Source organism: Novosphingobium sp. (assembly GCF_027486195.1).
GTDB lineage: Bacteria > Pseudomonadota > Alphaproteobacteria > Sphingomonadales > Sphingomonadaceae > Novosphingobium.
Genome location: NZ_JAIXPP010000034.1, coordinates 1 through 23,729 on the forward strand (window position 1 = coordinate 1; position 23,729 = coordinate 23,729).

Below are 23,729 nucleotides of genomic sequence, written 5' to 3' on the forward strand. Positions count from 1 at the left end.
ACGACGTCGCGGCTGGCGAGGTCCTTCGCGGAAGGCGCATAGCGCTCCATGAAGCGCTCGCCTTCGGAGTTGGTGAGATACCCGCCCTCGCCGCGCGCGCCTTCGGTGATGAGCACGCCCGCGCCGTAGATGCCGGTGGGGTGGAACTGGACGAATTCCATGTCCTGCAGCGGGAGCCCCGCGCGCAGGACCATACCGCCACCGTCGCCGGTGCAGGTGTGCGCAGAGGTCGCGGTGAAATAGCTGCGGCCATAGCCGCCCGTGGCAAGCACGACCGCGTGGCTGCGGAAGCGGTGGATCGACCCATCATCCATGCACATGGCAATCACGCCGCGGCATTCGGGCACGCCGTTCGCGCCGGGCTCCATGATCAGATCGATCGCGAAGTATTCGATGAAGAAATCCGCGTCGTACTTCAGGCTCTGCTGATAGAGCGCGTGAAGCATGGCATGGCCGGTGCGGTCCGCCGCAGCGCAAGTGCGCTGCACCGGCGGGCCTTCGCCCATGTTCTGCATGTGGCCGCCGAACGGGCGCTGGTAGATCGTGCCTTCCGCATTGCGGCTGAACGGCACGCCCGCGTGTTCGAGCTCGTAAACCGCAGCAGGGGCTTCGCGCACCATGTATTCGATCGCGTCCTGATCGCCGAGCCAGTCGGAACCCTTGACGGTATCGTACATGTGCCAGGTCCAGTGGTCCGGGCTGTTGTTGCCGAGGCTGGCGGCGATGCCGCCCTGCGCCGCGACGGTGTGCGAGCGCGTGGGGAAGACCTTGGTGATGCAGGCAGTGCGCAGGCCGGCCTGAGCCGAGCCCATCGTGGCGCGCAGGCCCGAACCGCCCGCGCCGACGACGACGGTGTCATAGGTATGGTCGATGATCTTGTAGGCAGAATTGGAAGCCATGGCTCAAGCGCCCCCGAGAGCGATGCGCACGACCGAGACGATACCGAAGGCAGCGCCCGCGAACGGCACGAGGTTGACGAGAAGCCAGGCCGCGATCTTGCCGCCCTCTTCGTGGATGTAGTCTTCGAGCATGACCTGCACACCAAGACGCGCGTGGTGGAACGTGTTGATCATGATCAGGATCAGCGCGGTCGCCGGCAGGGGCTTGGCCGCCCAGGCATGGACCGTGGCGTAATCGTGGCTGGGCATGAGCGCGAGGCTGATCATCAGGAACGGGATCAGCACGAGATTGCCGACCGCCGTCAGCCGCGACGACAGGAAGTGGTGCGTGCCGTGGTGGCTGGAGCCGAGACCGCGCACGCGGCCGATGGAAGTACCGTTACCCATGAAATATCCTTGAGAAGGGTATGGATCGCAGGATCAGAAGAAAGGATCAGTGCAGCAGCACGACAGCCCAGAACACGCTGGTTGCCGCGACCGAGAACAGGATCGTGAGCGAGGACCAGCGCGCATTCGCTTCGAGTTCATAACCCGCGCCGATATCGAGCACGAAGTGGCGGATACCCGTCGCCATGTGCTGGAAAAAGGCCCAGGTCAGGCCGACCAGAACGACCTTGCCGAGAATGGCCGTGACGGTCTGCAGGCCGCCGGCTGGTGCGAGCCACACCCAGTCGAGAAACGTCTGATAACTCGCCGGGCCGCCTGCCAACGCACCGATCCACCAGAGCAGCAGTGCGAGGCCCACGAAGGCAAGACCGTTGCCCGTGATGCGGTGCAGGATCGAGACCAACATGGCCGGACCCCAGCGCCAGATTTCGAGATGCGGCGAAAGTGGCCTTTTGCCGGGCGCCTGCGCCATAGAACCCCCTAAAATGATTAGCCAAACCTGCCATGCCCTTCGAGCACAGCGCGATGCCGATTCGTATTAGCCCAAATGCCAGTGCGTGCAACTATCGCGGTAGGGCAATCGCGCTGCCCCTGTTGCAGCGGCCCCATTCACTGGTAGAGCGCTTCGCATGGAAACACCTGCCATTCTCGTGACCGGCTCGACGCGGGGCATCGGCGCCGCACTGGCCGAAGCACTTGCCGCCCGCGGTGCCGCTGTCATCCGCCATGGTCGCAGCAGCGCCCCCGGCGTCGTCGGTGCCGATCTCGGCGCGCCGGCAGCAGCGGAAATGCTGTGGGAACAAGCGCTCGACATGGCTGGCGGCGCGATCGACGTGCTGGTCAACAATGCCGGGCTTTTCGCGGCCAACCCCATCGACGCATCCGATATCGCCTGGCTCGATGGCTGGGAAGAGACGCTGCGGATCAACCTGACGTCCGCCGCGCAGCTTTCCCGCCTCGCAGTGCGCCACTGGCAGGCGCGCGGTGTGGCGGGGCGCATCGTCCATATCGCCAGCCGCGCCGCCTATCGCGGAGATTCGCCCGCACACTGGCATTATGCGGCGGCCAAGGGCGGGATGATCGCCATGCACAAGACCATCGCGCGGGGCTATGCCGCGCAAGGGATCCTGAGTTTTGCGGTCACCCCCGGCTTCACCAATACGGATATGGCGGGTGATTATCTCGCCAGCAGGGGCGGCGCCGGCCTCCTCGCCGATATCCCGCTGGGCCGCGTCGCCACGCCGGAGGAAATCGCCGCCATCGGCGTGTTCTGCGCGCTCGATGCGCCGCCGAGCATGACTGGCGCGGTGATCGATGCCAATGGAGCCAGCTTTGTTCGCTAGGGCGCTGGCCATGGCGGTGCTGGCGCTGGCCCCCGGCCTTGCGCTCGCCAAACCCGCCCAGGCAGGGCCGGACCGCGCCGCGACGAAGGCTCTTATGCAGCAGTGCGAAGGCAAGGACGACTTTTCCGCCCCCGCCCCGCCCGCCCGGCTTTTCGGCAACACGTATTACGTCGGCACCTGCACCGTCAGCGCGCTGCTGATCACCTCGCCGCAAGGCCATGTCCTCGTCGATGCGGTGACCGAGCAGGCCGCGCCCGCGATCCTCGCCAATATCCGCGCACTGGGCTTCAAGCCCGAGGATGTGCGCTGGATCGTGACCAGCCATGAACACTTCGACCATGTCGGCGGACTGGCGGCGCTGAAGCAGGCGACCGGCGCAAAGGTCGCGCTCAGCGCAGCGGCGGCAGCCGTGCTGGCCACAGGCAAAGTCGATCCGGCGGATTCGCAGGCCGGCTGGCTCAAGGAACACGATTTTGCACCCGTGAAGGCGGATCGGATTGTCGCGCCGGGCGCGGTGATTTCGGTCGGCCCGCTGCGCCTGACCATGACGGCAACGCCCGGCCACACGGCCGGCTCCAGCAGCTGGACCTGGCAAAGCTGCGCCGGGAAACAGTGCCGCACGGTCAGCTATATCGACAGCATTTCCGCGCTGGCCGCCCCGCCCTATCGCTTCAGCGACCACCCCGAAGTTGTCGCCCGCTTTCGCCGCACGTTTGCAGCCATAGCGGCGCGGCGCTGCGGAATTCTCGTCACGCCTCACCCCTCGGTCAGCCATTTGTTCGAGCGGATGCTGGGCGATGAACCGCTTGCTTCTCCCGATGCTTGCCGCAGTTATGCGGCGATGGGCCGCAAGGGGCTCGATACCCAGCTCGCCAAGGAAACAACCAAGTGAGCTGGAAAATCACCGTCCGCGCCGCAGCCGAAATCGTGCGCGCAGCCCTCGTTGCGCACGAGGACGCCGAGGACTGGGACTACGCCATCGTGCTGGGCGGCGGGCAGATCGGTCCGGACAAGCCCGATGCCTGGCAACTTGAAGCCTGGCTCGAACGCAAACCGACCTTCGCGGACAAGGCCGCCATCGGCGCGCTGTTTGCCGATGAAACGCCGGAACTGATCATCGAGGAACTGGCCGACGCCGACTGGGTCACGCTCAGCCAGCAGAATGTGGAGCCGATCCACGAGGGGCCATTCCATGTCCGCACCCCGGACCATCCGCCGGTTCCGGGCCTGCGGGACTTCGTCATTCCGGCCAGTCAGGCATTCGGCACTGGCCACCATGAGACGACTTCGGGTTGCCTTGCCATGCTCGCGCATATCAAGGCGCAGGGCCTGATGGTGCGCAACCTTGCCGATATCGGCACGGGCACCGGCCTGCTGGCCTTTGCCGCGCTGCATCTTTGGCCGCGCGCGCGGGCGACGGCGAGCGATATCGATGCGGTGTGCGGGCCGGTCGTGGCGGAGAATGCCGCGCTCAACGGGATCGCGCTGGGCGATGGCCCCGGAAAGCTTGCGATGGTGATCGCGCCGGGCATGGAGCATCCCCTTCTGCGCACCGCTGCGCCATACGATCTGCTGATCGCCAATATCCTCGCCGGGCCGCTTGCCGAACTGGCACCCGATTTCCGCAAGGTCGTTGCGCCCGGTGGCAGCGTGCTGCTGGCGGGGCTGCTGACCGCGCAGGAGCCGACGGTGCGCGCCGCCTATACCCGCGCAGGCTTTTCGCTGCGTGCGCGCATGCAACGCGGCAACTGGTCGATCCTGTGGCTCAGGCGGCGGACAGCGCGCTGAGCAGCAGCGCCAGCGCATTGCTGGTGAAGGCAATCATATTGGCGAGCCGGTCGTCATGCCCGGTCTCGACAATCATCGCCGCTTCATAGTCCGGCCCCACCACCGCAGCGGCACTGGTGCCCGAAGCCACGCCCAGCGGATGGACGCCGGGCCCTGCCGCACCGGTTTCCGCCACACCCCAATCGCTGTCATAGCGCGCCCGGATGAGCCGCGCCTGCGCCAGCGCATAGGCTTCGGTCGCCGATGTCAGCCCGCGCAGCGAACCCGGCTCATGCCCCAACACGAGGCGGCGGCCATTCAGCGTATAGATCACCCCGCCGCCGCGGTAGTAGGCCGAGGCACCGGGCATCGCGAGCAGCGCGGCGGAAATCAGCCCGCCAGTCGCGCCATCGACGACCGCAATGGACTGGCCGCGCGCCTTGAGGAGCTTGCCTGCCTCGGTGCCGATGGGTGTCAGGTCTTCGAAGGTCATAAATTCCTTACAGAAAGTTCTTCCAATGATTTTCGGATATAATTGCAATTGGGAAGCCCTTGTCCCGCATCTCGCAGGCCTTAAAGATCTTGTTACCCATCGAGGAATGTCGCCAAGACTCGGTCGCATAGGTGCCGACAACCAAAAATGCAGTACTCTGCGTCAGATTTCCCGAAGTTCCACCGCGTTCGGTAACGAGACGCTCACAATCCTTGCGCTGTCCGATCATAAAGGTACCTGTAAACGTGAAAACCCTGTCACGAAACTCTACCTGAGGTGGCGGATTGCAAAGAGGCAGGCTCGTCGATTTGAGCACCTCTCCGATCTCGGTTCGTCCTCCGGTGAGGCCTTTTAATGTGTCGAACAAATCCTCCCGCTCAGATTCATCGATGCACCCATCTCTAAGATGATACTCGATCCTTTCGTAGAGCTTGAGCAAAAATGGCTGATTTGAGACAGCAAGGCTTGCAGCTAGCCAACCCTGAAGAAATTCAACTTCAAGGGTATTAAGAACACCATCTGCGCAAAGACCTCTTGCAAGGCCGATCAACTCGTCGATTTGCCTTGCCGAAAGTCGATCATTTGACAACTGATTGAGGTAGGTATTCTCATCCATAGCCAATCTTCTACTTAGCAGTACTCACTATTTGTAGCCATTGATCTTCAGTTATGACAGAAATACCGAGTTCTTGTGCCTGCTTAATCTTTGATCCTGCGCCTGGACCCGCGACGACTAGATCAGTTCTTGCCGACACTGAACCAGCCACTCGAGCACCTAGCGATTCGGCTTGCGCCTTTGCCTCGTCACGACTCATTGACTCAAGTTTGCCAGTGAACACAACAGTCTTCCCAGCAACCTCGCTTTCCTTGACATCAATAATGTAGGGAGGGGGACTTACCTCAGACAGCAATTCTTCCCATACCGCTACATTGTGTTGCTCGTGAAAAAACTCACTCAGCGACCCGATCACGACCGATCCGATCCCATCGATCGAGGATAATTCGGCTTGTGCAGCAATCTGCTTTGCCTTTGCCGCCTTGAGTCTAAGGAACCGGGTCACTATCGGATGACGGAGACTGCGACGCGTCTTCGCGAGAACTTGTCTGCTGGGCACATGTCGTTCAATTAGCGGTCTTCGTGCGGACCTGCCAACGATCCCTCGCTTTGCAGTCTCAGCTCGGACCCCAGACCCATTCGCTAGCTCAACAACGTTCCGCAAGCGATCCGGCGTCACGAACGCTTTCATTAATTCACGCGAAGTCACCTCGCCAACATGTCGGATCCCAAGTCCAAACAGCAACCTTGCGGCATCCGGCTGCCGACTTCTTTTGATTGCGGCAAGCAAATTTGAAACAGACGTTTCCACGTCCTTCCCAAGTTGCATCAGTTGCTGCCGCTTCCTATTTAGTCGGAATATCTCGGCCGGGTTCCGAACAAGTTTGAGTTCGAAAAGCCTTCTAATTGTCTTCTCGCCCAGCCCCTCGATATCGAGCGCGCCCCGGCTGACGAAGTGCCGCAACCGCTCCACCCGCTGCGCCGGGCAGATCAGGCCGCCGGTGCAGCGCACATCGACTTCGCCTTCCTCTGCCACGGCTTCGGACTGGCATTCTGGGCAGTGATCGGCGAACTGGTATGCCTCGCGTGGCTCTTCGCGCGTCAGGTTGTCGACCACTTGCGGGATAACATCGCCTGCGCGCTGGAGGACGATGCGATCGCCAACACGCAGGCCCAATCGCCCGATCTCGTCGCGGTTGTGGAGCGTGACGTTGGTGACGGTGACCCCGCCGACCAGCACTGGCCGCAGGCGGCCGACCGGAGTCAGCTTGCCGGTGCGGCCCACCTGAATGTCGATGGCCTCGATGACCGTCTCGGCGCGTTCCGCCGGAAACTTGCGCGCCAGCCCCCAGCGCGGCGCCTTGGCGACGAAGCCGAGACGCTCCTGCCAATCGAGCCGGTCCACCTTGTAGACCACGCCGTCGATATCATAAGGCAGCCCCGGCCGCTGCGTGCCGATGGCGCCGAAGTGTTCGACCATCGCCGCGACCGAACCGCAGCGCACCAGCAGCGGCGAAACGGGGACGCCCCAGGCCGCGATTTGCTGCATCACCGCGAACTGCGTCTCACCCGGAACCGCGCTCGCCGCACCCCAGCCATGCGCGAGAAAGCGCAAGGGCCGGCTCGCGGTGACGCTGGCGTCCTTCTGGCGCAGCGATCCCGCAGCGGCATTGCGCGGATTGGCAAAGAGCTTTTCGCCCTTCTCCTCTTGCGCCGCGTTCAGCGCCGCAAAATCGGCCTTGGCCATATAGACCTCGCCGCGGATCTCGAACACGGCGGGGGCATCGCCCGCCAGCACCTGCGGAATATCGCGGATATGCGCGACGTTGGCCGTCACATCCTCGCCCACCTGCCCGTCGCCGCGCGTGGCGGCGCGTACCAACCTGCCGTTTTCATAGCGCAGCGAGCAGGAGAGGCCGTCGATCTTGTCCTCTGCGGTCATCACAACGTCTGCATCGGGCAAAAGCGCGAGGAAACGCCGAACGCGCGCCACGAATTCCTCGACTTCCTCGTCAGAAAAGGCGTTGTCGAGGCTCATCATGCGAACTTCGTGGGTCACCTTGCCGAGCGGCGAGGCGACCACCTCGTGCCCAACCTTACGGCTGGGGCTGTCTTCGCGGATCAGGTGCGGGAATGCGGCCTCAAGCTCGGCATTGCGGCGCACCAGCGCATCGTACTCCGCATCGCTGATCTCGGGCGCGTCCTGCGCATGATAGAGCCGGTCATGATGCGCGATCTGGCGCGCAAGGCGCATCAGTTCGTTGGCGGCATCAGCTTCGGACATGGTCATGGCTCGGCCCTCCCCAGCACTGTCACCACCAGCGAAATCCGTGCGCGGAAGCCTAGCGATTCGTAAAGCCGGATTGCGTGGGTGTTGTAGGCATAGCTGTGCAGGAACGGCGTATCTCCGCGCTCGGCAAAGCCTGCCAGCACGCGGCGGATCATTCGGCCGGCGAGGCCCCTGCCCTGCCGGTCCGGCGCGGTGCAGACGCCGCTCAGTTCGGCCAGGCCGGGCGCGGGACGCATGCGTTCGCCTGCCATCGCGATAAGGCGGCCTTCCTCGCGCAGACCGTAGTAGGGGCCATAGCGATGGGTGTGCGAGCGCCATGGGCCGGGCTGCGTTTCCAGCGCAAGCGCAGTCATCTCGGGCGCATCCGCTTCGTCGAGCAGCAGCAGTTCAGGATCAACCGCAAAGGTCTCGAGCGGCCCATCGGCGATCATCTGCAGCAGCGGCGCGGTGCGCAGCACGCGGGTTCCGGGCGGGGCGACTTGCTCCGCGCTTTCCAGCAGCCAGATTTCGTCATCATTGCTGGTCAGGAGCCCTGCGAGTTCCGCGTCGTGCCCCGGCGCGGCGGCAGCGAAGGGGCCATAGGTCGGGTCGATCCGGCAGACAGTGCCGCGCGCCACGGCAAGCGCGGCCTGCGGGCCATTGAGCAGCGACCAGATCGGGCGGTCAAGCGGATGCGCGTCCATGGGGAGGCGGCTCAGGCCTGTTCGAGCAAGCGTTCGGCCTGCGCGCGCGCTTCGGGCGTGATCTCCGCGCCGGAGAGCATGCGGGCGATCTCCTCCTGCCGCCCACCCGCATCGAGCTGGACGACGGAAGTGCGCGTGACAGTGCCTTCGGAAGACTTGGCGATCAGGTAATGCGCCGTGCCGCGCGCGGCCACTTGCGGGCTGTGCGTGACCGCGAGCAGCTGCCCGCCCGCCGCAAGCCGCGCAAGGCGCTCGCCGATCGCGCTGGCAACCGCGCCGCCGACGCCGCGGTCGATCTCGTCGAAAATCACTGTCGCCGCGCCGCCTTCTTCGGCCAGCGCGACCTTGAGCGCTAGGATGAAGCGCGAAAGCTCGCCGCCAGAGGCGATCTTGGCGAGCGGCGCGAAGTCTGCGCCGGGGTTGGTCGAGATCAGGAACTCGGCCGCATCCACGCCTTGCGGCCCCCAGCGGTCCTCCGGCAGCCGCACGACCGCCGTGCGGAAACGCGCCGCATCGAGCTTGAGCGGGGCCAGTTCGGCCGCCACCGCCGCATCGAGCCGCCGCGCCGCCTCGGCCCGCGCGACCGACAGGCTTTCCGCCTTGGCGCGGTAATCGAGGCCTGCGTCCTGCGCGGCTCGGGCAAGACCGGCTATCGATGCCTCACCACCCTCGATCTGATCAAGCGCGGCGCGCATTTCGGCCATGCGGGCGGGTAGCTCGTCAACGCTGCAGCCATGCTTGCGGCCTGCGGCGCGCAGATCGAACAGCCGCGTTTCGATCCGGTCGAGCAGCAGCGGATCGTGCGAGAGGGCTTCGGCGGCTTTCTCCAGCTTGTCCTCCGCCTCGCTCGCCTCGATCACTGCGCGGTCGAGCGCTTCCATCGCCTCGGTCAGCAAGGGGTGTTCGTGCGCGATCCGGTCAAGCCGGCGCGAGGCGCTGCGCAGGGTCGCGAGCGCCGAATCGGAACCGGTCCACAGGTGCTGCAGCTCGGCGAGATCGCCCGAAAGCCGCTCGCCCTTCTGCATCGACGCACGCTGCTCCGCGAGTTCGGCTTCCTCGCCTGCTTCGGGCGCCAGCAGCGTGAGCTCCGCGAGATGGGCGATCAGCAGGTCCTGCTCCGCCGATGCCGCAGCAAGGCGCGCCTGCGCTGCGGCCAGCGCATTCTCCGCCGCGCGCCACTTTTCCCACGCCGCGCCAACTTCGCTGACGTCGGCACGCGCATAGCGATCCAGCAGCGCGCGGTGCCCCCGCGCGTTGACGAGGCCGCGATCATCGTGCTGGCCGTGGAGCTCGACCAGACCGCGCGCGAGCTCCCGCAGCAGCGCGACGCTGACCGCCTGATCGTTGACAAAGGCGCGGCTGCCGACCGCCCCTGTACCGCTCGCCCCGCCTTCCGCGCGCAGACGGCGGCGGATGATCAGCGGTTCGCCCGGCTCCACCGCGATCTCGGCTTCGGCCAGCGCCGAGCCCAGCGCATCGGGCAACCGTGCGAACTCGAACGTCGCGGTCACGCTCGCCTCATCCGTCCCGGCGCGGATCAGCCCGCCATCGGCACGATCACCGAGCACGAGCCCCAGCGAATCCAGCAGGATCGACTTGCCCGCACCCGTCTCACCGGTGAGCACGCCGAGCCCGCGCCCGAACGCAAGGTCGAGCGCTTCGATCAGGACAACATTGCGAATGGACAGACCCGTAAGCATCGCCGCCGATCCTTACCCAGTCCGCCGCCCCGCGTCACCCTGCTCGCGAGGAGAACGCACCATGTTGGCAAAGCTGTGGATAAACCCGGGCATTGGGGCGTTGTAAGACAGTGGCATGACAGGGTGCAACGTGGACGACACGCGATCGTGACAGGGATTCGGCTCAGTTAGCAAACTGATAGGGAACTCACCGATGACGCGCCGCGCACAGGCCTGGGGATTTTCCCCCGCTGCCACCGAACTTGTCAGGTCCATACCCGCCTGGCTCGATCTGCCAGAGCCGCGTGGATTCCGCCCCAAGCGCAAGGTGCGCACGGTGTGGGTTTCCGACATTCACCTCGGCACGCGCGGCTGCAACGCCGAGATGCTGCTCGATTTCCTCGCCTCGATCGAATGCGAGACGCTCTATCTGGTGGGCGACATCGTCGATGGCTGGCGCCTCTCGCGCGGGTGGTACTGGCCGGACGCGCACAACGAAGTGGTGCGCCGCGTGCTCAAGATGGCGCATCGCGGCACCCGCGTGGTGCTGATCGCGGGCAACCATGACGAGATGCTGCGGCCTTACGCGGGCATGAGCTTCGGCGGGGTGGAAATCGCGTTGGAGGCGGTCCACGTGACGGCAGACGGGCGCCGCCTGCTGGTGACGCATGGCGACAAGTTCGACGGCGTGGTGCTCTATGCCCGCTGGCTCGCCTTCCTCGGGGATCAGGCCTATTCCGTGCTGCTGCGTGCCAACCGCTGGTTCAACGCGGTGCGCCGCCAGTTCAAGCTGCCCTATTGGTCGCTGTCCGCCTACCTCAAGAAGCGGGTGAAGAACGCGGTGCAGTTCGTCTGCGCGTTCGAGGAAGCCGTGGCCCACGCCGCGCGTGACATGGAAGTCGATGGCGTCATCTGCGGGCACATCCATTGCGCCGAGATCCGCCAGATCGGCGACGTGACCTACTATAATGACGGCGACTGGGTCGAAAGCTGCACCGCGCTGGTCGAGGATCACGCCGGGGCGATCACCATCGTCGATTGGGCGGCGATCTGTTTTGAAGAAGCCTTCGCCAAGAGCACCCAGGACACGGCCAAACCCGCACGCATCAAGGAAGACGCATGAAAATCGCGCTGTGCACTGATGCGTGGCACCCGCAGGTCAACGGGGTTGTCCGCACGCTGGCCACTACCATCGAGCGGGTGACGGCGCGCGGGCACGGGGTCATGCTGGTCACGCCGAACCAGTTTTTCACCTTCGGCCTGCCCGGCTACCGCGAGATTCGGCTTGCCATGCTGCCCCGCTTTCGCACCCGGCGGATGCTGCGTGATTTCGATCCCGATATCGTCCATATCGCCACCGAAGGTCCCATCGGCTGGGCCGCGCGCGGCTGGTGCAAGGCAAACGGGGTGCCTTTCACCAGCGCCTTCCACACGCGCTTTCCCGATTATGCCGCCGTCCGCACGGGGCTCAGCGCTGACCGGTTCTGGCCGATCATGCGGCGCTTCCATGCGGCGAGCCATGCCGTGCTGGTGTCGACGCCGACGCTTGCGGCCGAACTTGCCGGCCATGGCCTTTCGCAGGCGACGCCGTGGTCGCGCGGGATCGATGCGAACCTCTTTCACCCCGGCCATGCCCCGCTGGATGTGCTGGCCGATCTGCCGCGCCCCATCATGCTCAACGTCGGCCGGGTTGCGGTGGAAAAGAACCTCGGTGCGTTCCTCGATGCCGATGTGCCGGGCACCAAGGTGGTGGTCGGCCATGGCCCCGATCTTGCGCAATTGCGGGCGCGATATCCGCAGGTGCGCTTCCTCGGCGCGCTTTCGGGCACGCCGCTCGCACAGGCCTATTGTTCGGCCGATGTCTTCGTTTTCCCGAGCCGGACCGATACCTTCGGCCTCGTGATGATCGAGGCCATGGCCTGCGGGTTGCCGGTGGCTGCCTATCCGGTGCCGGGTCCGATCGACGTGGTCGGCGTGAACGGCCTCGGGCCGGACGGCAATCTCGCGCAGCCGGTCGGCGCGCTGGAGGAGGATCTCACCAAATCCATCACAGCGGCGCTGGCCTGCAGCCGCGAAGCGGCAGCGGCGCATGGCGGCAGCTATAGCTGGGACCACGCAACCGACCAGTTCCTCGGCGCGCTCGGCAGTGCCGTGCGGACCCGCACCATCAGCAGAGCGGCGTGATCCGCTGCTCTGCGATCAACTGGCAGTGGTGCCCGGCGCCTTCTCGTTCATGAGCTTGTAGGCGCGCTCGTACCATTCGTTGCCCGGATAGTTGCTGCCGAGCACAGCCGCCGCCTTCTGCGCCTGCTCGGGAAGGCCCAGCACGAGGTAACTTTCGACGAGGCGATAGAGCGCCTCAGGCGTGTGGCTCGTCTGCTGGTACTTCTCGACCACGGTGCGGAAGCGCAAGGTGCCCGCGAGCCACTTGCCGCTGCGCTGATAGAAGCGGCCGATCTCCATTTCCTTGCCGGCAAGGTGATCGTTGACGAGATCGAGCTTGAGCCGCGCATCGATGGCGTAGGTCGTGTTGGGATAGCGGCGCGAGACTTCGGTCAGCGCGGTCAGCGCCTGCTGGGTGATCTTCTGGTCGCGCGTAACGTCGCTGATCTGCTCGTAATAGCACAGGGCGACGAGGTAGTAGGCGTAAGGCGCATCCTTGTTGCCGGGATGGATCGAAAGGAAGCGCTGCGCAGACTGCACCGACTTCGGATAGTCGCGCGCGGCGTAGTAACTGAAGGCGCTCATCAACTGAGCACGGCGGGCCCAGGGCGAATAGGGATGCTGGCGCTCGACTTCGTCGAACAGCGCCGCAGCCTGCTTGGCATCGCCGCGATCGAGCCGGTCCTTCGCCGCAGCATAGAGCGTATCGACGTCGCGCGCGACGTAGGCGACGTCCTTCTTCGCCTTGCTGCCCGCGCAGCCGGCGGTGAGCCCGAGCAAGGCGGTAGCGGCGGCGAGTGCGAGAAGGCGCAGCAGGCTGCGACCATGGGTGACGTCTGAGACTGGGGCGATCATGGCGGTGCTATAGCCAGCAGGCGAATGAACGCCAAGTGAAGTTCGCCGCTTTTGCCGTTTCCCTTACGCGGCCTGTTCTTCGAACGGCGGCTCCAGCGTTATCGGATCGGCGAGCGTGATCCGGTCGAGCATCGCGGCCATCTCGTCACGCAGTTGCAGCATCAGGCCGCGCAGGCGGCAATCGGCTTCGGGCAGGCAGTTGTTGCAGGATTCGTGCGCGTTGCGGCTGGCACAAGGCGTGAGCGCAAGGCTGCCGCGCGTGAGCCGGATGATATCGCCATAGCGGACATCAACCGGCGGCAACGCGAGTTCGTAGCCCCCTTCCCGGCCGCGATGCGAGATCACGATGCCCTCGCGCGCCATCTCTGACAGGATGACGGTGAGGAACTTGCGCGGGATGTTCTGCGCCTCGGCAATCGCGTCAAGCCGCACCGGCCCCTGCCCGAACGTATCGGACAAGTGCTGGAGGGCGCGGATCGTGTAACGCGTCTTCTGCGATAGCATGGCCCCAATGTGAGCCGAGGCGAGCGAAAGTCAACTCCGGGAGTAGAAATACCCCCATCCGCCTTTATCTTTCGATAGGAGTAACAGGACGGACAGCGAAGACGCCGAAAGCGACAATCACGCCGTAGCAGAGCGCTGGAAGCACGAGCGCCGTGGTGAGGCTGCCGGTTGCATCGGCCAGCGCACCGGTGGCGAGGGGGACAACCGCGCCGCCGAAGATCGCGACGTTGATGATGCCCGAGCCATCCGCCGCGCGCTTGCCCAGACCTTCGCAGGCCAGCGTGAAGATCGTCGGGAACATGATCGAGTTCGTGAGGCCGATGGCAAGCAGGCTGTAGGCCGCGACGAGGCCCGAGGTGTGGGTCGATACCGCCAGCAAGGCGATCGCGCCCGCAGCGCAGCCGGCCAGCGTCTTTGCCGGGCTGACCACGCGCAGCAGTGCCGAGCCGATGAAGCGGCCGACCATCGCGCCGAACCAGTACTTCCAGATCTCGCCGCCCGCCGCTTCATGATCGATGCCCATGACGGTGGGGAGTGCAAGGTAGTTGACGATGAGCGAGCCGATCGAAACCTCGGCGCCGACATAGAGGAAGATGCACAAGGCGCCGAAGCCGAAGCGCGGGCGCGACAGCAGCGCAAGGCTGGCGGCGAGCGAGCTTTCCTCGTGGCGTTCGCCCTTCAGGCGGTTGCGGTTGGCCCAGACGACTGCGGCGACCAGCGCGAGGCTGATGGCGAGGCCGATGTAGGTATTGACCACAAGGCGGCTCTCGGTGACGCGGTAGGCATCGAGCGCAGGGCCGACCAGCTGATCGACCTTCACATCCTTGATCTTGCCGAGGATCACGCTGGCGCCGATCAGCGGAAAGAGCACGGTGCCGAGCGAGTTGAAGGCCTGCGCGAACGTAAGCCGGCTGCTGGCGGTGCGTGCGGGGCCGAGCAGCGAGATCAGCGGGTTCGAGACGACCTGAACCAGCACCACACCGCTTGCCAGGATGAACAGCGCGAAGAGGAACAGCACGTAGAGCGCGCTTTGCGAGGCCGGGATGAACAGCAGGCAGCCCGCCATCATGGTAAGAAGGCCCACCGCCGCGCCGCGCATGTAGCCGATGCGCTTGACCAGCCAGGCGCCCGGCACGCCGATCACGGCATAGGCGGTGAAGAAGCAGAACTGCACCAGCATGGCCTGGGTGTAGTTGAGCGTGAAAAGGTCCTTGAGCTTCGGGATGATCACATCGTTGAGCGAGGTGATACCGCCGAAGAGGAAGAACAGTGCCATGACGAAGATGCGCAGTTCGGGCGCATCGATATTGCCGGCATCGGTTGCGGAAGCGGAATCAGCGGCAGCTGTCGGGGCCATGGCCATGGGGTCTAACTCTCCTTGCGGCCGATTATCCGCCGGCCCTGCCGCATCGTTTGTGCCAAGGCGCGTGGGAAAGTCCACCTGCTCTTGCGGCGCATACGTATCGCCGTCGTGGACAAAATCACAGGAAGATCGCGTGATTTCCGCAGCTTCATACGACAGTCCCCGCTCCGACACAGTCGAAGCGGGGCTGAAAAGTGAACGTTATCAGCGATGTCCTACTTCGCGGCAACCTTGAGGTAGGCGATGACATCGGCGCGGTCCTGCGCGTTGCTGAGGCCCGGGAAAGCCATGCGCGTGCCGGGGACGTACTTCATCGGAGCGGTGAGGAACGCATCGAGCGTGTCCGGACCCCAGGTAACGCCCTTGCCCTTCATGCCAGCCGAGTAGCTGAAATTGGCGAACGTGCCCGCCTTGCGACCGACAACGCCCTTGAGGCTGGGCCCCATGCGGATGGCGCCGGTGTTGAGATCGTGGCAGGCTGCACAGCGGGCGAAGACCGTCTTGCCGCGCGCCGCATCGCCCGCCGGACCCGCCGCCTGTGCTGCACTGGCCGCAGTGAGAGCGGCAAGCGTTGCTGCGCCGAGCGCGATGAAACCAAGACCCGTCTTCGAAATCGTCATGAGAAACTCCCCTGTCTGACCATCATCCGTTTAGGACAAGCGGCCTGTATCCGAGCTTAATGTCCTGTTTGTCTGCGTGAAAGGCTCAGGTCCGGTTCGGTGCCGAAAGATAGACCTTGATGATGAGCCGATAGAGTTCCGACCGCTCGTCCGCCGTTAGCGGGCTGAGCAGTTCGGCCTCGTCCGTAAAGATGATCTCGCGCGCGGCGGTGAGCGTTGCGGTGCCGGTTTCGGTGATCCACAGCCCACCAGCGCGGCGATCGAGCTTCGAGGGTTCGGACACGAGATGCCCGTTCATCGTCAACTGGCGCACGAACTGGTGAACGGTGGGCCGTTCGATCTTGAAGAAGCGCGAGAGATCGGACTGCTTGACCCCCGGGTTGGCGTTGACAAGCCAGAGGATCGCGACCTGCTTCGGCGTGACCTTGAACGATTCCAGCTGGCGTTCGAGCCGCGAGAGGAGCAGCGTGTTGATCGTGCCGACGTGGATGCCCAGCACCTGATCCAGCCCGTCAAGATCCAGACCGGGCGTGACGGCCTGCCGGCTGAGAGGCGCTGGGCGCGTCACTGTTTCGGTGGACCTCGTTGTCTCGATCGACAAAAGCGGGCCTTTCTGTCTCGCTGGGGCTGTCTGCGGACATTTCCTTAAGGTGCGACGCAGCCTGACGCAAATCTTTGTCGCAGTGCAGCGTGAAACGATTGCGATTGTCGGCAGAGCCCCAGCGAGCAGGCGCGCTTCAGTGCCTGATCAGGTAATCGAAGGCCGAGAGTGCGGCCTTGGAGCCCTCACCCATCGCGATCACGATCTGCTTGAAGGGCACGGTAGTGACGTCACCCGCCGCGAACACGCCGGGCAGGCTGGTCGCTAGGTGGCTGTCGATCTCGATCTCGCCCCGGTTCGTCATGGCAAGCGCGCCGTGTAGCCATTCGGTGTTGGGGACGAGGCCGATCTGCACGAATATCCCTTCGAGTTCGACCGTGTGGACTTCGTCGGTCTTGCGGTCGCGGTAGACGAGCCCGGTCACCTTCTCGCCATCGCCGGTCACTTCGGTGGTGAGCGCCGAGGTGATCACGGTGACATTGGGCAGGCTGCGCAGCTTCTTCTGCAGCACCGCATCGGCGCGCAGTTCGCTGTCGAACTCGATCAGCGTGACATGGGCGACAATGCCGGCAAGGTCGATCGCCGCTTCGACGCCCGAATTGCCGCCACCGATCACGGCGGTGCGCTTGCCCTTGTAGAGCGGGCCATCGCAATGCGGGCAATAAGCGACGCCCTTGTTGCGATACTCGTCCTCGCCCGGCACGCCGATCTGCCGCCAGCGTGCGCCGGTGGAGAGGATGACGGTCTTCGCGCGCAGGCTCGCGCCGCTTTCCAGCTCGACCGTGGCAAGGCCATCGCCGTTGGCTGCTTTCAGGCCGACCGCCTTCTGCAGGTTCATCACGTCGACATCGTAGTCCTTCACGTGCTGTTCCAGCTGCGCGACAAGACGCGGGCCTTCGGTGTGCTGGACCGAGATGAAGTTCTCGATGCCCATGGTATCGAGCACCTGCCCGCCGAAGCGTTCGGTGACGACACCGGTGCGGATGCCCTTGCGCGCGGCGTAGATCGCGGCAGCGGCGCCGGCCGGGCCGCCACCGACGATCAGCACATCGAACGGATCCTTGGCAGCGATCTTTTCCGCCGCGCGGGCGACGGCGCCGGTATCGAGCTTGGCGACGATCTGGGCGAGGTCCATGCGGCCCTGCCCGAACAGCTCGCCGTTCAGGAACACCTGCGGCACGGCCATGATCTTGCGCCGCTCGACTTCGTCCTGGAACAGCGCGCCATCAATGGCGACATGAGTCACCTGCGGATTGAGCGCAGCCATGATGTTGAGCGCCTGCACGACATCGGGGCAGTTCTGGCAGGTGAGCGAGAAGAACGTCTCGAAGTGCAGCGGGCCTTCGAGGCCGCGCACTGTTTCCAGCAGGTCCGCCTCTTCCTTGGGCGGGTGGCCGCCAACGTGCAGCAGCGCGAGGATCAGCGAGGTGAACTCGTGCCCGAGCGGCAGGCCCGCGAAGGTGACGCGCGGTGCTTCACCCACGGCGCCGATGGCAAAGCTGGGGCGGCGGACATCTGTGCCGTCGAAGCGCGCGGTGACCTTGTCCGAAAGGATGGCGATTTCCTCGACGAGGCCGCGCATCTCGTCGCTCTTTGCACCCTCGCCAAGGCTGGCGACGAGCTCGATCGGACGGCGCAGGTTGCCGAGATAGGTCTTGAGCTGGGCGGTGGTGGCGGTGTCTAGCAGCGGCATGGGCCGGGTTCCTTAGGGTCTGCGGGCAGACGGGTTCGTTCGCACGGGCAGAGGCGCCAGCGCGGGGAGAGTGAGAGGTAGCGAAAAACGAGGCCGGGCGGCGGCGGAGGGGGAGGGAAAGACCGCCGCCCGGCGGGTTGCGAGAGGCCGTGCGGGGGGAGTGCCGGCGCTCTCGCGAAGGGTCATCAGTTAGATCTTGCCGACGAGATCGATCGACGGAGCGAGGGTCTCGCCGCCTTCTTCCCACTTGGCCGGGCAGACCTGGCCGGGGTGCTCGCGCCAGTACTTGGCGGCCTTGATCTTGCGCACGAGTTCAGCCGCATTGCGGCCCACGCCCTCAGGCGTGATCTCGATCAGCTGGATCACGCCGTCCGGATCGACAACGAAGGTGCCGCGATCGGCAAGGCCGACGCCGGGGCGCAGGTTGTCGAACGCGTTGGTCAGCGCGTGGTTCTGGTCACCCACGAGGTAGTAGGTGATCTTGCCGATGGCCGGCGAGCTGTCGGCCCAGGCCTTGTGGCTGAAGTGCGTGTCGGTCGAGACGCCGAACACTTCGACGCCCATGCCCTGCAGCTCGGCATAGTTGTCCTGCAGGTCTTCCAGCTCGGTCGGGCAGACGAAGGTGAAATCGGCCGGGTAGAAGAAGAACACCGCCCACTTGCCGGCGATGTCCGCCTCGGTGATGTCGACGAACTTGCCTTCCTTGTAGGCCGTATTGGCGAAGGGCTTGATCGGGGTGTTGATCAGGGACATCAGCTTTCCTCTTTCTGGCGGGCCGGGATGGTCCGCGTGAATGGCAGGGGCGCATTTAGCGCGAGTCGGTACGCGGCGCTAATGATCAATCCTGAGCAGATTGATTGACTGGATCGATCAATGAGGCGCGCGCTGCTCCCTGCCCAAGATGGTTACCGGTGCCGTCGCCATCAATAGGCATTGGGGGCTGCTCGATGAGCCGAGCGTGCGTAAGAATAAAGCCTGCTGCACCCGCGCGCTGATCGGCTAAGGTGCGATATCTTGCAGTAACCGGATGAGGGAACCACCACGATGGCATCGAACAATCCCTGGCACCACATGCGTAGCGCCGGTGTGGCCGACGATATCGATTTCGAGATCAAGGGGCAGGAACTGCAATTCGTCGAGATCGAACTCGACCCCGGCGAAAGCGCCGTGGCCGAAGCGGGTGCCTTCGTGTGGAAAGACAGCTCGATCGAGATGACCACCGTATTCGGAGATGGCAGCGCAGATCAGGGCGGCGGCTTTATGGGCAAGCTGCTGGGCGCGGGCAAGCGTCTGATCACCGGGGAAAGCCTGTTCACCACGGTGTTTACCCACACCGGCCATGGCAAGGCGCGTGTCGCGTTTGCCTCGCCCACCCCCGGTGCGATCCTGCCGCTGAAACTTTCGGATCTGGGCGGCACGCTGATCTGCCAGAAGGACAGCTTCCTCTGCGCCGCGCGCGGGGTAAGCATCGGCGTTGCCTTCCAGCGCCGGATCATGACCGGCCTGTTCGGCGGCGAAGGCTTCATCATGCAGAAGCTGGACGGGGATGGCTGGGTCTTCGTGCAGATGGGCGGCACACTTACCGAGCGGACGCTGGCGCCGGGCGAGGAAATCCACGTCGATACCGGTTGCCTTGCGGCCTATACGCCGGGCGTCACCTTCGACCTGATCGGCGCGGGCGGCGTGAAAAGCGTGCTGTTCGGCGGCGAGGGCCTGTTCTTCGCGCGGCTGACCGGGCCGGGCAAGGTGTGGATCCAGTCCCTGCCCTTTGCGCGCCTTGCCGGACGGATGCTGGCAGCGGCCATGCCTGGCGGCGGGCAGAACCGGGGCGAAGGCTCGGCGCTCGGCGTGCTGGGGGATTTCATTCAGGGCAACAACTGAGCATGGCGGGAGGCGGTTGATGCCGCCCTGGATCCCCGCCTGCGCGGGGATGACAAAGTAAAGATGAGTCTACCCACAAACCTCGTCATTCCCGCGCAGGCGGGAATCCAGAGCAGCACACGCTTCATTCCGGGAAATGCAGGGAGGCGCTGCGGGCACCTCCCCTCGCCTGCGGCCCTCAGAACGTGACCTTCACCGTGCCGCCGAAGGTGCGCGGATCACCGATATTGCCCACAATCAGGCCGGTACTGCCCGGCGCGACCGCAAGCTGATCGTAGTAGTTCACGTCAAACGCGTTGCGGACCCAGCCAAACACGTCGATCCCCTGCTCGGTGCGGAAACCGAGACGGAAGTTCGAAAGCGCATAGCCATCGACATTGGTATAGGCCGAAGGGCTGGCGTTGGACGACCACGACGAGCGGTAGCTGCCATCAAAGCCCAGATAGACCTGGCCTTCCTTGCCCAGCAGCGTGACCGGCACATTGCCTTCAGCGCCATAGGAAAACGCCCACTTCGAGACACCGGGAAGGCGCGAGCCCGAAATGTCGCACTGCGCGGGGCTGACGCCTGGCGTGCCCGCAGGCGCGGTCGGGCCGGTCGGCACGCCGTTCGCATCGAGCGGCTGGGCAGTGCCGCCGGAAAGCTCGGGCGAGCACGGCGCATTGGTGAACTTCACGAACTTGGCATCCGTGTAGGCACCATTGCCGTAGATGTTGAAGCGCTCGCTGGGGCGGAAAGAAGCGTCGAACTCGAAGCCCTGCGACCGGGCCTTGTCGGCATTGGCGAGATAGCCCCGGATCAGGCCGACCGCGAAGTTCGAGACCTGAGCCTGATAGTTGCTCACATCGGTGCGGAAGGCGGAGAGGTTGAAAGTCACCTTGCGATCAAGGAACTGGGTCTTGATGCCCACTTCGTAGTGATTCACCGATTCCGGCTTGATCGTGGCCAGATCGAGCAGCGGCACGCCAGTCACGGCATCGGCCGGCACGCCATTGAGGTTGATGCCGCCCGTCTTGAAGCTCTTTGCATAGGTTGCGTAGATGTGGACATCACGCGTGATATCCCAGGCAGCGGTCACGTCGCCCGAGAAGTTCCAGTCGCTGAAGTTGGCAAGGAACGACTGCGGGGCCAGCACCGCCAGCTGCGCTCGTTCGCGCGCGGTGTTGAGGCTCTTGCCCGCCGCGTCGGACTTGAACAGGAGCGTGTTGCCCGCACCATCCGTCACGACCGAGTTATAGCTGCCTTCCTTCTTGTCATAATTGAGGCGGAAGCCCGGCTGGATCGAGACCGAGTCTGTCAGCTTGTAGATGAACTTGCCGAAGATCGCGGCGCTGGTGTTCTTGAAGTTGATGTCATTGTTCGCAGTCAGGCCGTCGAGCACGGTCGGATCACGCGACAGAGCGTTGCTGGGGGCGATCAGCCACCGGCTGGCAGCGCTACCCTGCTGCTGGATGCCGCGCGTGCGGATCTTCTGGTAGAAACCGAAGGCACCCAGCGTATAGCCCAGCTTGCCGGTTTCGCCGGACAGCCGAAGCTCCTGCGAATACTGGTCCTGATGCGAAGGATTGTTCGATTTCGAGGTGATCGGGAGCCCCAGGAAATCGCGGTCGTTCGACGGATCCCAATCCCAGTAGCGCCAGGCGGTGACCGAGGTGATCGTGCCGATGCCGGTATCGATCTTCGCACGCAGCGAAACCCCGCCGATGTCGTTCCTAGCACGCAGTGGGCTGTCGACGTCGGTCACGCGGTCGAATGCGTTGGTACTCGGTACGGCGTAGTTGAACGCGGCGGCGAGCGCATCATACTGGCGGTTGAGCGGACGCTGGGTGGCGCCGGTGCGCACATAGACCTGCGTGCAGCAAATGGGGTTCTGATGGCTGTAGTCACCTGCCAGCGTGATCTCGACGCCGTTTGACGGCTTCCACAGCAACTGGCCGCGCAGGCCGAGGTTGTCCTGCGAATTGACCTTGAGGTTCGAGGTCACGTTGAAGATCGTGCCGCGGCGATCGGTGAGCGAGCCGGCGATGCGCAGCGCGACCGTGTCGGACAGCGGCGCGGACAGGGCGGCCTTGGCCTGAAAGAAACCGAGATTGCCGGCGCTCAGCTCGATGCGGCCTTCGGGTTCGAACGAGGGCTGGCGGCTGGTGATGTTGATCGCGCCCGCCGTGGTGTTCTTGCCATAGAGCGTGCCCTGCGGCCCGCGCAGCACTTCGATCTGCTTCACATCAAGGAAATCGAACGTGCTGCTGGCGACGCGTGCCATGTAGACGTCGTCGACATAGATGCCCACGCCCTGCTCGATGCCATCATTGGTGAGGCCGAGCGGCGCGCCAAGGCCGCGGATATTGACCGAGGTGTTGCGCGGGTTGGACGAGGTGAACTGCAGCGTCGGGGTGAGCTGCTGGAGGCGGCCGACGTTGAACGCGCCGGTCGCGTCGATGTGATCACCGCCGACGACCGAAATCGCGAGCGGCACATCCTGCGCGGTTTCGGCGCGGCGGCGCGCGGTGACCACGATGGTATCGTTGTCGGACTGGCCGGTGCCAACCGAAGTGGCCTGGTCAGCTGGCGCGGCAGTATCGGCAGTGGTATCGGACGCAAGCGCCGGAGAGGCGGCAAGTGGCAAAATGGCCGCCCCCGCTAGGAGAAGAACACGCAAAGTCATCGTCGATCCTTTGTCTGGGTCTCACGATGCCTCCGGTGGTCCGGTGGGCGGTGTGATGGGTCTTGGTGGTTGGTTGATCAGGTCAGCTGGGCTTCAGCCGCTTCTTCTCGGTCACGTCGATCTGGACGACGCGGCCTTCGTGCACGGTCAGGGCGACCGTGCCGAAACGCAGGCCGGTGAGCGCCTCGCGCACGCTGGCGAGGCTTTCCTCGAGGTGGCGCTGGGCATCGCCATTGCTGGTGCCGGGCGCCTGGTTGGGTGTGGTCATCGGGCTTCTCCTTGGATCTGGTCTCCATCAGCGGTGAACATGCGCGCGCGGTGGGGGTTGAAGCGGATCGTCTCGCCGAGCCGGGGTGCATCGCCGCTGCTCGGCAGATCGAGCTCGACGAACTGGCCGCTTCCGGCGAGCAGCCCCTCGGCCCGCCACACCGCGCCCTTGCGAAACACGTTGTCGACGATCAGGGCCTCGGCGCCGTCTGTCGCGAGCGTGATCTCGTGCGGACGGAAGTGGATTTCCCCGCCCCCAGAGAGACCTTGGGCGGGCAAGCGGTTGGTTTCGCCCACGAAGTGCGAAACGAAGGGCGTCTCGGGGTTCATGTAGACCGCGTCGGGCGCGCCGATCTGTTCGATGCGGCCCTTGTTCATGACGACGACGCGGTCGGCTAGTTCGAGCGCCTCCTCCTGATCGTGCGTCACGAAGATCGAGGTGAGCCCCACCTGCTTGTGCAGATCGCGCAGCCAGCGGCGCAGGTCCTTGCGCACCTTGGCATCGAGCGCGCCGAAGGGTTCATCGAGCAGCAGCAGACGCGGTTCGATCGCGAGCGCGCGGGCAAGCGCGACGCGCTGGCGCTGGCCGCCGGAAAGCTGGCCGGGATAGCGGCTGCCGAGGCCCTCCAGCTGAACGAGGCGCAGCAGTTCCTCGGCCCGCGCCTGCCGGGCGGCCTTGGCCATGCGGTGTTTGCCGCGGCGCACGCTGAGCCCGAAGGCGACGTTGTCGGCCACCGTCATGTGGCGGAACAGCGCGTAGTGCTGGAACACGAAGCCGACATGGCGGTCCGCAACCGGCATGCGCGAGACATCCTCGCCTCCGAGCTGGACCGTACCGCCGTCCTGAAACTCGAGCCCCGCGATAATGCGCAGAAGCGTCGTCTTGCCCGAGCCCGAGGGTCCGAGCAGCGCGATGAACTCGCCCGGCGCGACATCGAGATCGATGCCGTGCAGCGCCGGATAGTCGCCGAATTGCTTGGTTATGCCGCGAAGATGGATCAATGCCGTGCTCCTGCATGG

Annotated in this window: 24 protein-coding genes; 6 read left to right on the forward strand and 18 right to left on the reverse strand. The window is 64.7% G+C overall.

What is annotated here, in order from left to right; all coding sequences use genetic code 11:
• The 3 genes from Q0071_RS07505 to sdhC form a co-directional block, all read right to left on the reverse strand.
• On the reverse strand, positions 1–899 hold an 899-nt coding region (locus Q0071_RS07505; protein ID WP_298166942.1), incomplete at its 3' end, for an FAD-binding protein.
• Between the two features lie 3 nt (positions 900–902).
• Positions 903–1,286, reverse strand: coding sequence for a succinate dehydrogenase, hydrophobic membrane anchor protein (gene sdhD, locus Q0071_RS07510; protein ID WP_298166944.1), 384 nt, complete (start codon positions 1,284–1,286; stop codon positions 903–905).
• 46 nt (positions 1,287–1,332) lie between these two features.
• Positions 1,333–1,758: a succinate dehydrogenase, cytochrome b556 subunit gene (gene sdhC, locus Q0071_RS07515; RefSeq protein WP_298166946.1), complete on the reverse strand. Its 426-nt coding sequence runs from the start codon at positions 1,756–1,758 to the stop codon at positions 1,333–1,335.
• Between the two features lie 157 nt (positions 1,759–1,915).
• Between sdhC and Q0071_RS07520 the strand changes: the two genes are divergently transcribed.
• Genes Q0071_RS07520 through Q0071_RS07530 form a run of 3 tightly spaced genes read left to right on the forward strand, consistent with a single transcriptional unit; the run spans position 1,916 to position 4,417 of the window.
• Positions 1,916–2,629: an SDR family oxidoreductase gene (locus tag Q0071_RS07520; protein ID WP_298166947.1), complete on the forward strand. Its 714-nt coding sequence runs from the start codon at positions 1,916–1,918 to the stop codon at positions 2,627–2,629.
• Entirely contained in the window at positions 2,619–3,521 is a 903-nt protein-coding gene (gene bla, locus Q0071_RS07525) for a subclass B3 metallo-beta-lactamase (RefSeq protein WP_298166949.1), read from the forward strand. The genes Q0071_RS07520 and bla overlap by 11 nt, the downstream gene beginning before the upstream one ends.
• The gene (locus tag Q0071_RS07530; RefSeq protein ID WP_298166951.1) at positions 3,518–4,417 is read left to right on the forward strand and encodes a 50S ribosomal protein L11 methyltransferase; all 900 of its coding nucleotides are present in this window, start codon (positions 3,518–3,520) and stop codon (positions 4,415–4,417) included. The genes bla and Q0071_RS07530 overlap by 4 nt, the downstream gene beginning before the upstream one ends.
• Here the strand turns inward: Q0071_RS07530 and Q0071_RS07535 are convergent.
• Genes Q0071_RS07535 through recN form a run of 5 tightly spaced genes read right to left on the reverse strand, consistent with a single transcriptional unit; the run spans position 4,395 to position 10,118 of the window.
• Positions 4,395–4,889, reverse strand: coding sequence for a CinA family protein (locus Q0071_RS07535; protein WP_298166954.1), 495 nt, complete (start codon positions 4,887–4,889; stop codon positions 4,395–4,397). The genes Q0071_RS07530 and Q0071_RS07535 overlap by 23 nt on opposite strands.
• A gap of 7 nt (positions 4,890–4,896) precedes the next feature.
• Positions 4,897–5,505, reverse strand: coding sequence for a BRCT domain-containing protein (locus Q0071_RS07540; RefSeq protein WP_298166955.1), 609 nt, complete (start codon positions 5,503–5,505; stop codon positions 4,897–4,899).
• A gap of 10 nt (positions 5,506–5,515) precedes the next feature.
• The gene (gene ligA, locus Q0071_RS07545; protein WP_298166957.1) at positions 5,516–7,735 is read right to left on the reverse strand and encodes an NAD-dependent DNA ligase LigA; all 2,220 of its coding nucleotides are present in this window, start codon (positions 7,733–7,735) and stop codon (positions 5,516–5,518) included.
• A complete protein-coding gene (locus tag Q0071_RS07550; RefSeq protein ID WP_298166959.1) occupies positions 7,732–8,418 on the reverse strand; it encodes a GNAT family N-acetyltransferase in 687 nt (228 codons plus the stop codon). The genes ligA and Q0071_RS07550 overlap by 4 nt, the downstream gene beginning before the upstream one ends.
• Positions 8,419–8,429: 11 nt before the next feature.
• Positions 8,430–10,118, reverse strand: coding sequence for a DNA repair protein RecN (gene recN, locus Q0071_RS07555; protein ID WP_298166961.1), 1,689 nt, complete (start codon positions 10,116–10,118; stop codon positions 8,430–8,432).
• A 193-nt stretch (positions 10,119–10,311) separates the two neighbouring features.
• Between recN and Q0071_RS07560 the strand changes: the two genes are divergently transcribed.
• Both Q0071_RS07560 and Q0071_RS07565 read left to right on the forward strand, forming a co-directional pair.
• On the forward strand, positions 10,312–11,220 hold the full coding sequence (locus Q0071_RS07560) for a UDP-2,3-diacylglucosamine diphosphatase (RefSeq protein WP_298166962.1): 909 nt from the start codon (positions 10,312–10,314) through the stop codon (positions 11,218–11,220).
• On the forward strand, positions 11,217–12,281 hold the full coding sequence (locus Q0071_RS07565) for a glycosyltransferase family 1 protein (RefSeq protein WP_298166964.1): 1,065 nt from the start codon (positions 11,217–11,219) through the stop codon (positions 12,279–12,281). The genes Q0071_RS07560 and Q0071_RS07565 overlap by 4 nt, the downstream gene beginning before the upstream one ends.
• 15 nt (positions 12,282–12,296) lie before the next feature.
• On the opposite strand, the gene Q0071_RS07570 is transcribed toward Q0071_RS07565, so the two are convergent.
• The 7 genes from Q0071_RS07570 to ahpC all read right to left on the reverse strand — a co-directional run bounded on the left by Q0071_RS07570 (position 12,297) and on the right by ahpC (position 18,649).
• Positions 12,297–13,115, reverse strand: coding sequence for an outer membrane protein assembly factor BamD (locus Q0071_RS07570; protein ID WP_298166966.1), 819 nt, complete (start codon positions 13,113–13,115; stop codon positions 12,297–12,299).
• A gap of 63 nt (positions 13,116–13,178) precedes the next feature.
• Positions 13,179–13,619, reverse strand: coding sequence for an Rrf2 family transcriptional regulator (locus Q0071_RS07575; protein WP_298166968.1), 441 nt, complete (start codon positions 13,617–13,619; stop codon positions 13,179–13,181).
• 64 nt (positions 13,620–13,683) lie between these two features.
• On the reverse strand, positions 13,684–14,982 hold the full coding sequence (locus Q0071_RS07580; protein ID WP_298166970.1) for a sugar MFS transporter: 1,299 nt from the start codon (positions 14,980–14,982) through the stop codon (positions 13,684–13,686).
• Between the two features lie 215 nt (positions 14,983–15,197).
• On the reverse strand, positions 15,198–15,602 hold the full coding sequence (locus tag Q0071_RS07585) for a cytochrome c family protein (protein ID WP_298166972.1): 405 nt from the start codon (positions 15,600–15,602) through the stop codon (positions 15,198–15,200).
• A gap of 85 nt (positions 15,603–15,687) precedes the next feature.
• Positions 15,688–16,170 (reverse strand): MarR family transcriptional regulator, encoded by a 483-nt coding sequence (locus Q0071_RS07590; RefSeq protein ID WP_298166974.1) that lies wholly within the window; start codon positions 16,168–16,170, stop codon positions 15,688–15,690.
• Positions 16,171–16,339: 169 nt separating this feature from the next.
• A complete protein-coding gene (ahpF, locus tag Q0071_RS07595; RefSeq protein WP_298166975.1) occupies positions 16,340–17,896 on the reverse strand; it encodes an alkyl hydroperoxide reductase subunit F in 1,557 nt (518 codons plus the stop codon).
• Between the two features lie 189 nt (positions 17,897–18,085).
• Positions 18,086–18,649, reverse strand: coding sequence for an alkyl hydroperoxide reductase subunit C (gene ahpC / locus Q0071_RS07600; protein ID WP_298166977.1), 564 nt, complete (start codon positions 18,647–18,649; stop codon positions 18,086–18,088).
• Between the two features lie 291 nt (positions 18,650–18,940).
• Between ahpC and Q0071_RS07605 the strand changes: the two genes are divergently transcribed.
• Complete coding sequence (locus Q0071_RS07605) at positions 18,941–19,777, forward strand: AIM24 family protein (protein WP_298166979.1); 837 nt, start codon at positions 18,941–18,943, stop codon at positions 19,775–19,777.
• Between the two features lie 178 nt (positions 19,778–19,955).
• Here Q0071_RS07605 and Q0071_RS07610 read toward each other — a convergent pair whose 3' ends face one another.
• The 3 genes from Q0071_RS07610 to Q0071_RS07620 form a co-directional block, all read right to left on the reverse strand.
• Positions 19,956–22,442 (reverse strand): TonB-dependent receptor, encoded by a 2,487-nt coding sequence (locus Q0071_RS07610; RefSeq protein WP_298166981.1) that lies wholly within the window; start codon positions 22,440–22,442, stop codon positions 19,956–19,958.
• An 82-nt stretch (positions 22,443–22,524) separates the two neighbouring features.
• A complete protein-coding gene (locus tag Q0071_RS07615) occupies positions 22,525–22,710 on the reverse strand; it encodes a YezD family protein (protein ID WP_298166984.1) in 186 nt (61 codons plus the stop codon).
• Positions 22,707–23,711: a sulfate/molybdate ABC transporter ATP-binding protein gene (locus Q0071_RS07620; protein ID WP_366886223.1), complete on the reverse strand. Its 1,005-nt coding sequence runs from the start codon at positions 23,709–23,711 to the stop codon at positions 22,707–22,709. Before Q0071_RS07620 ends, Q0071_RS07615 begins: the two co-directional genes overlap by 4 nt.
• Between the last annotated feature and the right edge of the window lie 18 nt (positions 23,712–23,729).

What these genes read in the sequence shown, in the direction of transcription:
- Q0071_RS07550 (WP_298166959.1), bottom strand. Translation starts at nt 8,418, where the DNA reads ATGGACGCGCATCCGCTTGACCGCCCGATCTGGTCGCTGCTCAATGGC.
- ahpC (WP_298166977.1), bottom strand. Translation starts at nt 18,649, where the DNA reads ATGTCCCTGATCAACACCCCGATCAAGCCCTTCGCCAATACGGCCTAC.
- recN (WP_298166961.1), bottom strand. Translation starts at nt 10,118, where the DNA reads ATGCTTACGGGTCTGTCCATTCGCAATGTTGTCCTGATCGAAGCGCTC.
- Q0071_RS07580 (WP_298166970.1), bottom strand. Translation starts at nt 14,982, where the DNA reads ATGGCCATGGCCCCGACAGCTGCCGCTGATTCCGCTTCCGCAACCGAT.
- Q0071_RS07585 (WP_298166972.1), bottom strand. Translation starts at nt 15,602, where the DNA reads ATGACGATTTCGAAGACGGGTCTTGGTTTCATCGCGCTCGGCGCAGCA.
- Q0071_RS07520 (WP_298166947.1), top strand. Translation starts at nt 1,916, where the DNA reads ATGGAAACACCTGCCATTCTCGTGACCGGCTCGACGCGGGGCATCGGC.
- Q0071_RS07565 (WP_298166964.1), top strand. Translation starts at nt 11,217, where the DNA reads ATGAAAATCGCGCTGTGCACTGATGCGTGGCACCCGCAGGTCAACGGG.
- Q0071_RS07610 (WP_298166981.1), bottom strand. Translation starts at nt 22,442, where the DNA reads ATGACTTTGCGTGTTCTTCTCCTAGCGGGGGCGGCCATTTTGCCACTT.
- Q0071_RS07560 (WP_298166962.1), top strand. Translation starts at nt 10,312, where the DNA reads ATGACGCGCCGCGCACAGGCCTGGGGATTTTCCCCCGCTGCCACCGAA.
- ahpF (WP_298166975.1), bottom strand. Translation starts at nt 17,896, where the DNA reads ATGCCGCTGCTAGACACCGCCACCACCGCCCAGCTCAAGACCTATCTC.
- Q0071_RS07575 (WP_298166968.1), bottom strand. Translation starts at nt 13,619, where the DNA reads ATGCTATCGCAGAAGACGCGTTACACGATCCGCGCCCTCCAGCACTTG.
- ligA (WP_298166957.1), bottom strand. Translation starts at nt 7,735, where the DNA reads ATGACCATGTCCGAAGCTGATGCCGCCAACGAACTGATGCGCCTTGCG.
- Q0071_RS07540 (WP_298166955.1), bottom strand. Translation starts at nt 5,505, where the DNA reads ATGGATGAGAATACCTACCTCAATCAGTTGTCAAATGATCGACTTTCG.
- Q0071_RS07605 (WP_298166979.1), top strand. Translation starts at nt 18,941, where the DNA reads ATGGCATCGAACAATCCCTGGCACCACATGCGTAGCGCCGGTGTGGCC.
- Q0071_RS07615 (WP_298166984.1), bottom strand. Translation starts at nt 22,710, where the DNA reads ATGACCACACCCAACCAGGCGCCCGGCACCAGCAATGGCGATGCCCAG.
- Q0071_RS07535 (WP_298166954.1), bottom strand. Translation starts at nt 4,889, where the DNA reads ATGACCTTCGAAGACCTGACACCCATCGGCACCGAGGCAGGCAAGCTC.
- sdhC (WP_298166946.1), bottom strand. Translation starts at nt 1,758, where the DNA reads ATGGCGCAGGCGCCCGGCAAAAGGCCACTTTCGCCGCATCTCGAAATC.
- Q0071_RS07570 (WP_298166966.1), bottom strand. Translation starts at nt 13,115, where the DNA reads ATGATCGCCCCAGTCTCAGACGTCACCCATGGTCGCAGCCTGCTGCGC.
- sdhD (WP_298166944.1), bottom strand. Translation starts at nt 1,286, where the DNA reads ATGGGTAACGGTACTTCCATCGGCCGCGTGCGCGGTCTCGGCTCCAGC.